At 58.4% G+C, this 13,054-nt stretch carries 10 protein-coding genes and 1 pseudogene; all 11 read left to right on the top strand.

Annotated elements, in window-relative coordinates; genetic code table 11:
* Positions 1–86: 86 nt before the first annotated feature.
* Positions 87–1,268: a phosphoglycerate kinase gene (locus ACQY5R_RS10685; protein WP_428608027.1), complete on the top strand. Its 1,182-nt coding sequence runs from the start codon at positions 87–89 to the stop codon at positions 1,266–1,268.
* A 51-nt stretch (positions 1,269–1,319) separates the two neighbouring features.
* Positions 1,320–2,753, top strand: coding sequence for a pyruvate kinase (gene pyk / locus ACQY5R_RS10680; protein ID WP_428608024.1), 1,434 nt, complete (start codon positions 1,320–1,322; stop codon positions 2,751–2,753).
* Between the two features lie 76 nt (positions 2,754–2,829).
* Positions 2,830–3,894 (top strand): class II fructose-bisphosphate aldolase, encoded by a 1,065-nt coding sequence (gene fba, locus ACQY5R_RS10675; RefSeq protein WP_428608021.1) that lies wholly within the window; start codon positions 2,830–2,832, stop codon positions 3,892–3,894.
* 399 nt (positions 3,895–4,293) lie between these two features.
* Positions 4,294–5,577: a BPSS1780 family membrane protein gene (locus tag ACQY5R_RS10670; protein ID WP_428608019.1), complete on the top strand. Its 1,284-nt coding sequence runs from the start codon at positions 4,294–4,296 to the stop codon at positions 5,575–5,577.
* Positions 5,578–5,587: 10 nt separating this feature from the next.
* Complete coding sequence (locus tag ACQY5R_RS10665) at positions 5,588–6,265, top strand: RDD family protein (protein ID WP_428608016.1); 678 nt, start codon at positions 5,588–5,590, stop codon at positions 6,263–6,265.
* A 14-nt stretch (positions 6,266–6,279) separates the two neighbouring features.
* Positions 6,280–7,269, top strand: a complete 990-nt coding sequence (locus ACQY5R_RS10660; RefSeq protein WP_428608014.1) for a stage II sporulation protein M — start codon at positions 6,280–6,282, stop codon at positions 7,267–7,269.
* Positions 7,256–8,770, top strand: coding sequence for a DUF4129 domain-containing protein (locus tag ACQY5R_RS10655; protein ID WP_428608011.1), 1,515 nt, complete (start codon positions 7,256–7,258; stop codon positions 8,768–8,770). The genes ACQY5R_RS10660 and ACQY5R_RS10655 overlap by 14 nt, the downstream gene beginning before the upstream one ends.
* Positions 8,760–9,968 carry a DUF4350 domain-containing protein gene (locus tag ACQY5R_RS10650; RefSeq protein ID WP_428608008.1) on the top strand — a complete coding sequence of 403 codons (1,209 nt, stop codon included), beginning with the start codon at positions 8,760–8,762 and terminating at the stop codon, positions 9,966–9,968. Before ACQY5R_RS10655 ends, ACQY5R_RS10650 begins: the two co-directional genes overlap by 11 nt.
* The gene (locus ACQY5R_RS10645; RefSeq protein ID WP_428608006.1) at positions 9,968–10,966 is read left to right on the top strand and encodes an AAA family ATPase; all 999 of its coding nucleotides are present in this window, start codon (positions 9,968–9,970) and stop codon (positions 10,964–10,966) included. Before ACQY5R_RS10650 ends, ACQY5R_RS10645 begins: the two co-directional genes overlap by 1 nt.
* Entirely contained in the window at positions 10,963–12,267 is a 1,305-nt protein-coding gene (locus tag ACQY5R_RS10640) for a DUF58 domain-containing protein (RefSeq protein WP_428608002.1), read from the top strand. The genes ACQY5R_RS10645 and ACQY5R_RS10640 overlap by 4 nt, the downstream gene beginning before the upstream one ends.
* A gap of 537 nt (positions 12,268–12,804) precedes the next feature.
* Positions 12,805–13,029 (top strand): annotated as a pseudogene (locus ACQY5R_RS10635) (methyl-accepting chemotaxis protein); the annotation flags it as partial.
* Positions 13,030–13,054: the final 25 nt, after the last annotated feature.

Here is a 13,054-nt window from a genome sequence, read left to right as displayed (position 1 = left end):
TTCGCTACCAAGAGGCATTAGCTGAAATCATCCTTTCATCTAATCCCTTTTAAATAATAAACACGCGTTTTCAGGAGATCCTTTCCATGTCCGTTATCAAAATGACCGATCTTGACCTTGCCGGTAAACGGGTGCTGATCCGCCAGGATCTGAATGTGCCGATCAAGGCAGGCAAGGTGGCTTCGGATAAACGTATTCGCGCTTCCCTGCCGACGATCGAGCATTGCGTCAAAGCCGGTGCCCAAGTGATGTTGATGTCGCATTTGGGACGGCCGACCGAAGGGGAATATGCCGAGGAGTTCTCCCTGTTGCCGGTCGCCAACTACCTGACTGAAGCGTTGGGGAAAGCGGTGAGGCTGGTGAGCGATTACCTGGACCAGTCGCCGCAGATGGCAAATGGCGATGTGGTGTTGTTGGAGAATGTCCGTTTCAACCCGGGCGAAAAGAAGAATGACGAAGCCCTGTCGCGCCAATATGCCGGTCTGTGCGACATCTATGTGATGGATGCCTTTGGCACAGCACATCGTGCCCAGGCCTCTACCCATGGTGCCGGTACGTACGCCCCCACCGCTTGTGCGGGCCCCCTGCTGGCCGGTGAATTGGAAGCGCTGGGTAAGGCGTTGGATAACCCGGCCCGGCCCATGGCAGCCATTGTCGGTGGCTCCAAGGTATCCACCAAGCTGACCGTGCTGGACGCGTTGTCGAAGATTGTGGATCAACTGATTCCCGGTGGCGGTATCGCCAATACCTTCATCGCCGCGGCCGGCTTTAACGTCGGCAAGTCGCTCTATGAAGCCGACCTGATTCCGGAGGCCAAACGCCTGATGGAGGTGGCCAAGTCCAAAGGGGGAGAGATCCCGGTGCCCACCGATGTGGTGTGTGGCAAGGAGTTTTCCGAGTCTGCCGAAGCCACGGTGAAACGGGTGGAAGAGGTGGCCGATGACGATATGATTTTCGATATCGGTCCCGAAACCGCGGCACGTTTTGCCGAGATGATGAAGTCCGCCGGAACCATTGTCTGGAATGGACCGGTCGGGGTATTTGAATTTGACCAGTTCGGGGCCGGCACCCAGACGCTGGGTATGGCGATCGCTGAGTCTTCAGCCTTTTCGATTGCCGGTGGCGGCGACACCCTTGCCGCCGTGGATAAATATGCCATTGCCGACCGCATCTCCTATATTTCAACCGGGGGGGGGGCCTTCCTGGAATTCCTCGAGGGCAAGAAATTGCCGGCCGTCGAAATGTTAGAGTCGCGGGCGGCTGACTAACCGCAAATGGGGTGGGCGCCCGGGCGAATCGGGCTCTACCCCGGAGACACTATGTTAAGAAGAACTAAGATTTTAGCGACACTGGGGCCGGCAACCGACGACCCCAAGATTCTCGATCAACTGATCGGTGCAGGCGTGGATGTGGTGCGTTTGAATCTTTCCCACGGCACGCATGAAGAGCACCGGCGGCGCGCCGAAATCGTGCGGGACCGGGCACGCGCCAGCGGTCGCCAGGTGGGATTGCTGGTGGATCTTCAGGGACCGAAAATCAGGATCACTGGATTTCGCGAGGGTAAGATATTTCTTGAAAAGGGTGATCCCTTCATCCTGGATACCCGGTGTGGGCCCAAGGATGGTGATCAGTCCAGGGTGGGCTTGACCTTTCCCGAATTGATTCAGGATGTGAAGCGGGGCGATACCCTGGTGCTGGCAGACGGCGCCATTGTGCTGTGGGTCAACGAGGTCAGCGAGACCGAGATCCACTGCCGCGTGGAAACCGGTGGCGAGCTCTCCAACAGCAAGGGTATCAATAAGCAGGGAGGCGGGCTCTCTGCGCCGGCGCTGACCGACAAGGACAAGGACGACATCGTTTTTGCCGCCAGCATTGAGGCGGACTATCTGGCGGTCTCGTTTGTGCGCAGTGCCGAAGATGTGGACCAGGCCCGACTGCTGCTACGTGAAGCGGGCGGCACCGGTGGCATCGTTTCCAAGGTGGAGCGGGCCGAAGCGCTGGAGGTGATCGAGGGGATTATCGAAGCTTCCGAAGCGATCATGATTGCCCGCGGCGACCTGGGTGTGGAGATCGGTGACGCGGAACTCCCGGCCGTACAAAAACGGTTGATCCGTCTGGCACGGTCGCGCAACAAAGTGGCGATTACCGCTACGCAGATGATGGAATCGATGATCGAACATCCGATCCCGACCCGAGCCGAAGTGTTTGATGTGGCCAATGCGGTACTGGACGGTACCGATGCCGTCATGCTCTCGGCCGAGACGGCGGCCGGCCACTACCCGGTGCAGACGGTGGAGGCGATGAGCAAGATCTGCCGCGAGGCGGAGAAGCAGCGCAAGGTGCGCAAATCGCACCATCGTTTGAACAGCGTGTTCGGCCGAATTGATGAAGCCATCGCCATGGCCGCCATGTATACCGCCAACCATCTCAACGTGGTGGCGATCGCAGCCTGGACGGAGACCGGTTATACGCCGATGTGGATGTCCCGTATCAGTTCCGGTATTCCCATCTATGCGTTGACTTCCCATGTGGCGACCCGCCGCAAAGTGACACTGTTTCGTGGTGTCTACCCGGTGAGTTTCGATGTCTCCAACGACAACGCCCAGGATATCAACAAGGCGATCGTGGATGAGATGCTGCAGCGGGGCGCAGTACGCAACGGGGATCTGTTGGTTATCACCAAGGGTGATACCAACGGCGTCATGGGCGGTACCAATGTGATGAAGATTTTACGTGTCGGGGAGCACTGCTGACTCGACTTGATTTACATAACGGACGGAACTTCGTCCGGCAGATTAAACAAAAAATTATTTAGAGAAGGAGAACATCATGCCTCTTATTTCCATGCGACAGCTGCTGGACTACGCCGCCGATAACCAGTTCGGTATGCCGGCTTTCAATGTCAACAATATGGAGCAGGTGCACGCCATTATGCAGGCGGCGGATGAGACCGACAGCCCGGTGATTATGCAGGGTTCGGCCGGTGCGCGCGCCTATGCCGGTGAAACCTTTCTGCGGCACCTGATTTTGGCCGCGCTGGAAGCCTATCCGCATATTCCCATCGTCATGCACCAGGATCACGGCACCTCGCCGGCAGTCTGCCTGCGCTCTATCCAGTCCGGTTTCTCTTCGGTGATGATGGATGGATCGCTGATGACCGACGGCAAAACCCCCTCCTCCTATGAGTACAACGTAGATGTCACTCGCCGGGTGGTGGAGATGGCGCATGCCGGCGGTGTCTCGGTTGAGGGTGAGCTGGGTTGTCTTGGCTCGCTGGAGACCGGTGAGGCGGGTGAAGAGGACGGTATCGGCGCCGAAGGTAAACTGGAGATGGATCAGTTGTTGACCGATCCCGAACAAGCGGCCGATTTCGTCAAACTGACCCAGGTGGATGCGTTGGCTATCGCCATCGGTACCTCTCACGGTGCCTACAAATTCACCAAGAAACCGACCGGAGAAGTGTTGCGTATCGATCGCATCAAAGAGATCCATCAGCGCATCCCCAATACCCATCTGGTGATGCACGGCTCTTCCTCCGTGCCCCAGGAGTGGCTGGCGATCATCAATAACTACGGCGGTGACATGGGTCAGACTTATGGCGTGCCGGTGGAAGAGATCGTCGAAGGTATCAAACACGGTGTACGGAAGGTCAATATCGACACCGACCTGCGTATGGCCTCAACCGGTTCCATCCGCCGTCACCTGCATGATGCACCGTCCAACTTCGATCCGCGCAAGTTCCTCAAAGAGGCCACCAAGGGTATGAAGGCGATCTGCAAGGCGCGCTATGAAGCCTTTGGTTGCTGCGGTCACGCTTCCAAGATCCGTGCTGAATCGTTGGAAACCATGTTCGGTCAATACGAAAGCGGAGCGCTGGATCCCAAGATCAGCTAAGACCCATTCAGCAGTGAGCCTTGATAGGGTGCCGCAAGGCACCCTTTTTTTTTGTCCAGGGATGGACTTATGCCGCGGAGCACAAGGATGTGCGGGAGCGGCTTTGGGAGGGGATGGACTTATGCCGCGAACGACTTCTCGTTCCCACGCTCTGCGTGGGAACGCCTACCAAACCCTATAAATACTGCAGAAAGCGGATACAGCTAGCAAAATAGCTGCTGTGACGCGATTATTATCCCCTTCAGGATTTAGATTTTTACCTCGATATCATAGAATCCGATGGCAGTGCTCCGTCAGTGGCAAGGGGAGTGGGTTGCACGGGTTGTAGCATGGAGCATGGACCGAGGCGTTTGGGGATGCCTCGCCGCATAAAAAAGAGAATGATAAGGAGAGGGGACTGTGGGTGATCGCTATCGAGTAATCTATACCGGACAACTTCGGCTTGGCACGGAAAAGAGCGAAGCCATAGAGAATTTTCGCCAACGTTTCAAGGTGTCCGAGGAGAAGGCCAGAAAGGTGCTGGCCGCTTCGCGTGAGATCACGCTGAAGAAGGAGCTGGATAAAGAACGGGCGGAGAAATATCGACAGGCGCTGGAATCGATCGGCATGATTGTGCGACTTGAGCCGATGGAAAAAAAGCTGGGCCTGGATGATCTCTCGTTACTTCCGAAAGCCGAAGCAGAGGATGAAACGGAAGAGGCGGCGCCCTATTCAGCAGACAGCCCCACCGTCGCTTCGTTGGACAAAGCGCCGGAATTGGCGGCTACTCCTACCTGCCCCAAATGCGGTTCAGAAACCATCGAGAACGAGACCTGCCAGAGCTGTGGCATTGTGATCCCGAAATACCTGGCGCGGCAGGCGGCCGAGGTGGAACAGGCTGGAGCGGGCAGCTCAGAGACGAAAGACCCCTATGCGGCGCCACAGGCCGAGCTGGTGGGCGAGGTGGAGCGCGGTGAGCTGGCGGACCCGATAACACGCCCAATCGGGAATGGCTGGAAATGGATTACCCGTGGCTTCTGGCATTTCAAGCAGAATCCGCTGGCCTGGATTATCGCCGTGGTGGTTTGGGTGGTGCTTTCAGTGGGGCTCAGCCTGGTGCCTTTTGTCGGTTCACTGGTGATTACCCTGTTGTCACCGGTCATACTTGCCGGCCTCATGCTGGGATCGGCGGCGCAGGAGCATGGGGACGATTTTGAAATCAGTCACCTGTTTTCCGGATTCTCTTCCAGCGTCGGACAGCTGGTTTTGGTCGGCTTGCTCTACCTGATCGGCTTTTTTCTGATTATGGTTGTGGTGGGTATGGTGAGTGGCGGCGTCCTGGTCGGCATGATGGGCGGGATGGACGCCATGCAGAATCCCGACCCGAGCACCATGCAATCTGCCATGGGGGTGGGGTCGATACTGTTGATCTCACTGATGGCCTTGGGACTCTCCATTCCGCTGATGATGGCGTACTGGTTTGCCCCGGCGCTGATCTCAATGGAGGGGATGTCGGCATTGAGCGCCATGAAGTTGAGCTTCTCCGGTTGTCTGAAGAATATCCTGCCATTCCTGCTTTACGGTATTGTAGGGATAGTACTGTTTTTTGTCGGCGCTATTCCGGTGGGTTTGGGGCTGTTGGTGGTGATGCCGGTGATGACCGCTTCCATGTATACCTCCTATCGCGATATCTACTACGCATGATTGCCGCTTAATGCTGGATACCACGCGCAGTTATGAGACCCCGGAGGGGATTGCCCTGGGCATCCGCATCGCCGGGCCGGTGGTGCGCGCCTGTGCCTGGGCTATCGATATGCTGATTCGTATCGGTCTCTATCTGGCGATCGCCATCCCGTTTTCGTTTCTGGGTGGTCTGGGTTTCGGGCTCAGCTTGGTGGTGTTCTTTCTGATCGAGTGGTTTTATCCGGTGTTCTTCGAGCTGCGGCAAGGTGCAACGCCGGGTAAAAAGGCTATGGGTCTGGAGGTGATCCAAGATAACGGCACGCCGGTCTCCTGGTCCGCCTCTTTGATCAGGAACCTGCTGCGGGCGGCCGACTTTCTGCCCTTTCTCTATGCGACGGGATTGGTATCCATGTTATTGAGCCGAAATTTCCAACGACTTGGCGACCTGGCTGCCGGTACCCTGGTGGTGTACCGGGACAAGTCGAGCGTCCGTCATGAACTGCCGGATGTAGCGCCGGTACATCCCCCCCATCCACTCACCCGGGAGGAGCAGCGAACGCTGCTGACCTTTGCCGAACGGACCCCGCTATTAACTGGGGAGCGGCGTATTGAACTGGCGGAGATCCTCAGCGACCTGACCGGCCAGCGTGGGGAGGCGGCCGTGACGGCGTTGCACGCCTACGCCAGCTGGTTGGCGCAGGGGCGCTAGGGTCGATTAACAGGATGCGGCAACTGGATTTTGAAAAGCAGTATCGGGACCAGTGGGAGCGGTTGCGCCTGCTGTTGGACGATCTGGACCGCTCCCGACGCAAGCGTCGGCAATCCCCATCCGAGGTGGAATCACTACCGCTGCTTTACCGACAGGTCTGCAATCACTATGCGATTGCCCGCAGCCGTCACTACAGCCCCGCCCTGGAGCAGCAACTGCATGAACTGGTACAACGTGGCCATCGTCACCTGTACTCGGGACGCAGTGCCGAGCTGTGGCGTCTGGTGCAGTTCATCGCTTTCGGTTTCCCTCGCGCCCTGCGCAGACAGATCGCCTATTTCTGGTTGGCAGTGGCCTTGCTGGCTCTACCCGGTCTACTGGTAGGGGGTTTCTGCTATCTGCAACCGGAGTTGATCTACAGCGTGATGGATGAAGATCAGGTGGCGCAGATGGAGTCGATGTACGATCCGGCCAACCGCAAGCCCGGACGCGCCCTGGAGCGCAGTGCCGAGACAGACATGATGATGTTTGGTCACTATATCTCCAATAATATCGGCATCGGTTTTCGCACCTTTGCCGGTGGTATGTTATTTGGCTTCGGTACGGTGCTGTTGCTACTGTTTAACGGTGTCGCCATCGGTGCCGTGGCCGGTCACCTGACCCGGATCGGTTATCAGGATACCTTTTGGTCTTTTGTCTGCGGGCACGGGTCGTTTGAGTTGACCGCCATCGTGATTTGCGGTGCATCGGGTTTGATCCTGGGGCATGCCCTGGTTGCCCCGGCCCCCCTGAGCCGGTTAGTAGCGCTGAAGCAGCGCGCGCGGGAGGCGTTGCCGCTGGTGATGGGCGCCGCTTTCATGCTGTTAATTGCGGCCTTTATCGAAGCCTTCTGGTCCTCCAGTACGGTCGCTATCCAGATCAAGTACGGTGTGGCCGGCCTGCTCTGGCTGCTGGTACTGCTCTACCTAGGTCTGGCTGGCAGGGGGGCGCATGGAGCTGGATAAAATAGCGGTAACCGTGCGGCCTCGTACCCCCTGGGAGGCGATCGATCTCGGCTTCACCATGGCGCGCGCCTGGTTCGTGCCGCTCTGGTTGCTCTGGCTGACCCTGGCCTTGCCGATCTATCTGTTGTCGGCGCTGTTTCTTTCCGAACAGCCGATCTGGGTGATCGTGATCGTCTGGTGGTGCAAGCCGGCCTATGAACCGCTGTTGCTGTTCTGGCTCAGTCGGGCGCTGTTTGCCGATAAGCTCGGTCTGGCGGGTACGCTTAAGCAGGCAAAAAAGGTTATTCCCGGGCAGCTGTTGGCCAATCTCACCTGGCGACGTTTCAATCCCAACCGTTCGTTCAACATGCCGGTTACGGTACTGGAAAAACTGAAAGGCAAAGCACGCAAGAAGCGGCTCGCGGTACTGGGGCGGGGACAACAGGCCGGCACTTGGTTGACCATAGCCGGGATGCATTTTGAGATTATCCTGGAGGTCTCCTTTGTCTTTCTGATCGTCATCATGCTACCGGAAGAGTTGCGCTGGTTGGATCTGGATAATTTCCTGTTCAATCCCGGTCGCCTGGAGCAGTGGCTGCAGCATTTGGGTGACTTGCTCGCCATGTCGTTGATCGCCCCGTTCTATGTGGCGGCCGGCTTCGCCCTCTATCTGACCCGGCGTACCGAACTGGAGGCGTGGGATATTGAGATCGCCTTCCGCCGTCTGATCAACCGAAAACAGGCTCGCTGGAGCGGATTATCGGCCGCGGCGCTGCTGTTGCTGTTTTGCGGCGGCCTGCTGAGTGGTGGTTACACTGCCGATGCGACGGCCGCTGAACTGGACGTCCGGGAGGCGAAGACGACAATACAGCAGGTGCTTGATGATCCGGCCTTCGGCAAGCACAAGCAGGTGACCTACTGGAAGTTTATCGGCGCCGATGATCAGCCCGATGCCCATCCCGAAGACGAGCACTGGCTGGTGAAATGGATCGTGCAGTTGATGGAAGGGTTTGCCCAGGGTTTTGCCGCCTTCGGCAAAGGGGTGCTGTTGATGGTGGCAGGGGTGCTCTTGGCTTGGTTGCTGTACAAGGCCTGGGCCAACAGGGCGTTTCTGGTGATCGGTTCGTTATCGTCGGCCAGGCAAAACCGCAAGCCCAAGCCGGCCACACTGTTTGGTCTGAAGCTGGAGAGCCATTCGCTGCCGGACGATATTGCCGGAGCCTGCCGGCAACTTTTACAGCAAGGGGAGATCCGTCAGGCGCTCGGTCTCCTCTATCGGGGCGTACTGGTGGCGTTGTTGCAGCATGAGCGTCTGGCGATACCGGATAGTGCCACCGAAGGGGAGTGTGTCGAGCGGGTATTGGCGGTATGCCCGGCGGATCAGGGAGCGTTTTTTGTCCGTCTGACTCGGCTCTGGGTAGCGGCGGCTTACGGCCACCGGTTGCCCGATGCTCAATTGGTAGTGGGGCTGTGTGGCGAGTGGGAGCAGTTATTCGGCGGGGTGTCGGGTCATGTCGAATAAGTGGTTCTGGGCGCTGATCAGCGTGTTGCTGTTACTCCTGGCCGGTTGGGGCGTTCAGTGGTTTCTGACCAATTATGAACAACGTAGCCGGGAGATCGTGACCGGGATGTCGCCCGAGGCAAAAAGAAATCCGTTACTGGCCGCCGAACGGTTTCTTAATCGAATCCATGTGACGACCGAAAGTCTCAGTGGTCGGGATCGACTGATGACACCGCCGTCCGAGTCGGGCCTGCTGCTGGTTTACCGACTCGGTGTCAGTCTGCCGCCGGAACGGGAACAGGCTTTGATGGACTGGGTCAGGCAGGGTGGACATCTGCTGATTACACCGCAGGAGGTGTGGGATGACGAGGCCCAATCCAGCGGCAACAATCTGCTGGATGCACTGGGTGTCCATCTGGTGTTGCGTGACGCCGAGGACGAGGGGGCGGACGAAACCGCCGATACGGATCAGCCCGATCAGGCGCCACAAAGCGCGGTGCAATTCGATACACCTAACAGCGGCCAGCGAATCGGCGTCGCGTTCAGTGACCGGCGTGTTCTGTTTGACAGCCAGGGCCGGGCCGACTGGGCAGTCGAGACGGAAGCGGGGGCACACCTGCTGCAGTTCCAATTGGGACAAGGGCGGATTACGGTGACCAGTGATTTGGAGATCTTCGCCAACGGCGCTATCGGTGAGCGGGACCATGCCTTGCTGTTGGCGCTACTGGTCGGCGATCAGCGCAAAGCCTGGCTGCTCTATAGCAGTGCGATGCCGGCCTTGCCGGTGCTACTTTGGCGCCTGGCCCCGGGCCTGGTCTTGTCGCTGCTGGCATTGGGGTTGTTGTGGGTTTGGTCGCTGACGCGTCGTAGCGGCCCGCTTCTCACCTCCGGCCAGCCGTTACGGCGTAACCTGCTGGAGCACTTGGCGGCGGTTGGACGCTTTGTCTGGCGTACCGATCAGGCCAGCGGGACGTTCCGGCAATCCCAGGCCGCACTGTTGCTGGCGTGGCGCAAGCGCCACCCGATACTGAACACGCTGGAGCAGGCGGCCTGCTGCCAGTGGATCGCGCAACATGCCGGCTTGACGCCGCAGGCGGTGGAGCGGGCGCTGTTTGGTGATTATCAGGGTGAACAGGCATTTATTCAGGTGACGGCGGCACAACAGAAATTGGCGGCCCAACTGCGTATACAGAAAGGACAGGATTTAGGAGAACGGTAGTGGATGATGAGATAAGCGTGGCAATGCCGGCAACGGGTGGTCTGTCCCAGGAGACCGTGGCACAGGTACAGGGACTGGAGCGTGAGGTGCAGCGCGCCGTAATCGGCCAGACCCGGGTGATCAAAGAGGTGATTATCGGCCTGCTGGCAGCCGGACATGTCCTGGTAGAGGGGGTTCCCGGGCTGGGCAAGACGCTGCTGGTGCGTGCCCTGGCCGCTGCCGTGGGTGGTCATTTCAGTCGTGTGCAGTTCACCCCGGATCTGATGCCGAGCGATATCAGTGGTCATGTGATGTTTGATATGAAGCGCGATGCCTTCCGGGTGCGCAAAGGGCCGGTGTTTTGCAATTTCCTGCTGGCCGATGAGATCAACCGGGCGCCGGCTAAAACCCAGTCGGCGCTGCTTGAAGTGATGCAGGAGCAGCAGGTCACCATCGAAGGCACCTCCTATCCCCTGGATTTGCCGTTTTTGGTGTTGGCGACGCAAAACCCGATTGAGCAGGAGGGTACCTATCCGTTGCCGCAGGCCCAGTTGGATCGCTTCCTGCTCAAAGTGTTCATCGACTACCCTGCCCAGGAGGAAGAGCAGGCATTGGTGCATCATGTCACCCATGGTGCGGTGGGTGACCAACTGGATGTGTCGGCGGTGCAGGGTTTGCTGACCCCGGCCCAGGTATTGGCCCTGCAGCAGACGGCAGCTAGTCTGGATGTGGATGAACAGATTGTCGCCTATGCGGTGCGTATCGTGCGGACGGCGCGGGACTGGAGCGGGGTAGAAGTGGGTCCAGGCCCTCGTGGCAGTATTGCGCTTTTGCGTGCCGCCCGGGCCCACGCGCTGTTGGCGGGAAATGCCTATGTTACCCCGGATGACGTGAAAGGGGTGGCGGCGGCTGTGCTGAGACACCGCATGAAATTGACCACCGATCTGGAGATCGAGGGCTACCGCCCGGATGATGTACTGGCCGATATCCTGGTCAACGTGGAAGCGCCGCGCCTATGACGCCGAGCCGGTCGCTGCTCTGGGCCACGGCCGGTGTCGGTCTGCCGGCCGCGGTCGCGCTCGCGTATCCGGCGCTGCATGAGATCTGGCTGGTGCTGTTCTGGGTGTTGTGCGGGATGGCGTTGTTAGATGGGTTGTTAGTCAAGCGCGCGCCGGTGCTCACGCTGGAACGGACCCTTCATCACAGCATACCCGTAGGCGTGTGGTCGAAAGTGGGGCTGACGCTGGGCAACCCGGGAGCACGCCCGCTCAATATCTCGCTGCATGATCACCACCCCTCCTGGTTTGATAGCGAAGCCATGCCCTATCCTTTGGTCTTGCCGGCGCAATCCTCGGCCCAGGTGGCGTACCGGGTGAAGCCGCAGCGGCGTGGCGATGCGACGTTCAGTGGTTGCGATCTGGTGCTGATGTCGCCACTGGGCTTCTGGCGTAAGCGGCACTTCTATCCGTTGGCCGAATCGGTCAAGGTGTTTCCCAATTTCCAGGAGATTGGGCGTTATGCTCTGTTGGCGACCGATCACCGACTCAGTCAGATGGGGGTCCGTCGGCGGCAGCGCCGGGGGCAGGGTAACGATTTCCACCAGCTGCGTGATTATCGCGCCGGGGATGCATTACGTCAGATCGACTGGAAGGCCTCTTCACGTTACCGCAAGCTGATATCCAAGGAGTACCAGGATGAGCGTGATCAGCAAGTGCTGTTTTTACTGGATTGCGGCCGCCGTATGCGTCATGAAGAGTCGGGCCGGGTGCATTTTGATCAAGCTTTGAATGCGCTGCTGTTGCTGGCCCATGTGGCCGCACAACAGGGTGACGCGGTGGGGCTGCTTTCGTTCGGCGGCGTGGAGCGCTGGCTGCCGCCCCATAAGGGGAGCGGTGTGGTCAAGGAGTTGCTCTCCCGCACCTATGATCTGAGTGCCGGCCAGGAAGCTGCGGATTTCCTGTTGGCGGCCAAGCAGGTGATGTCTCTGCAGCCGCGACGTGCGTTGGTGGTGTTGATGACCAATACCCGGGATGAGGATCATGATGACTTGATTAAAGCGGTGCAGTTGCTGAAACGGCGGCATTTGGTCGTGGTGGCCAATCTGCGGGAGACCATTCTGGACGAAGTGCTGGAGCGACCGGTGCACGGCCTGGATGAGGCGCTGCAATTTCATACTGTCAACGAGTACCTCGATGGGAGACGGAAAAGCCTGGATAGACTGCGTCACCAGGGGGTGCTGACGCTGGATCTGCAGGCTCCGCAACTGCCGGTCGCGCTGGTGAACAGTTATCTGATGATCAAGGCGTCGGGCTCGCTCTGAACGATTTACTGCATTTCGTTACAGATTATCCGGTTTGCGACGCTATAGAGAGTAATAAGGATGATATAAAACAATAGCCGCAGGGAAAGTGGGTAGGAGGTATCTATGACGTTGTTTGGAAATGGTGAACAAAAAAAACGCTTGATCGCACTGGAGGAGGAGAACACCAGACTCTCCCGGGAGATTGAACACTATAAAACTGAACTGGCCGCCCAGAGTGACGAGATGGAGCGTTTACGCTCCACGGCGGGTGGTGAAGCGCAGCTCGACAGCCTGATGCGCTATGAGAATGAAAATATCAAACTGGGGCTGGTGGATATCCAGGGGAATCTGGCGGAATCGGTCGGTGCTGCCAAGCATTCGCTGTCTGGATTCGGTGAAATCAACAGTGAGTTCAGTACGCTATCCAGCCATATTCAATCCATCACTTCGGATCTGGACAGTCTCTCCAAGGTGTCGGCTGAATCCGGCGAATCGGTGGCCGGTATGTCGTCGCGGGCAGGAGAAATCAGCTCCATCCTGGCGCTGATTAAAGGCATTGCCGAACAGACCAACCTGCTGGCCTTGAATGCTGCAATCGAGGCGGCTCGTGCAGGTGAGCAGGGACGCGGGTTTGCCGTGGTGGCCGACGAGGTACGCGGGCTTGCCGACAAGACCCAGTCGGCGATTACCGAGATCAACGATGTGATCCAAGCGATGCAGGACAACGTCAAGTCGGTCTCGGCGGCATCGGTGCAGGTGATCGAAAAGGTGGAAAAGGTCTCTACCGCTGTCAACGGATTCCAGC

Source organism: Sedimenticola sp. (genome assembly GCF_050289425.1).
GTDB lineage: Bacteria > Pseudomonadota > Gammaproteobacteria > Chromatiales > Chromatiaceae > Sedimenticola.
This window is presented reverse-complemented; position numbering and strand designations above follow the sequence as displayed.

Bases quoted from the DNA above. Each gene is read 5' to 3' on its own strand.
- ACQY5R_RS10685 (WP_428608027.1), top strand. From the start codon at position 87: ATGTCCGTTATCAAAATGACCGATCTTGACCTTGCCGGTAAACGGGTG.
- pyk (WP_428608024.1), top strand. From the start codon at position 1,320: ATGTTAAGAAGAACTAAGATTTTAGCGACACTGGGGCCGGCAACCGAC.
- fba (WP_428608021.1), top strand. From the start codon at position 2,830: ATGCCTCTTATTTCCATGCGACAGCTGCTGGACTACGCCGCCGATAAC.
- ACQY5R_RS10665 (WP_428608016.1), top strand. From the start codon at position 5,588: ATGCTGGATACCACGCGCAGTTATGAGACCCCGGAGGGGATTGCCCTG.
- ACQY5R_RS10660 (WP_428608014.1), top strand. From the start codon at position 6,280: ATGCGGCAACTGGATTTTGAAAAGCAGTATCGGGACCAGTGGGAGCGG.
- ACQY5R_RS10655 (WP_428608011.1), top strand. From the start codon at position 7,256: ATGGAGCTGGATAAAATAGCGGTAACCGTGCGGCCTCGTACCCCCTGG.
- ACQY5R_RS10650 (WP_428608008.1), top strand. From the start codon at position 8,760: ATGTCGAATAAGTGGTTCTGGGCGCTGATCAGCGTGTTGCTGTTACTC.
- ACQY5R_RS10640 (WP_428608002.1), top strand. From the start codon at position 10,963: ATGACGCCGAGCCGGTCGCTGCTCTGGGCCACGGCCGGTGTCGGTCTG.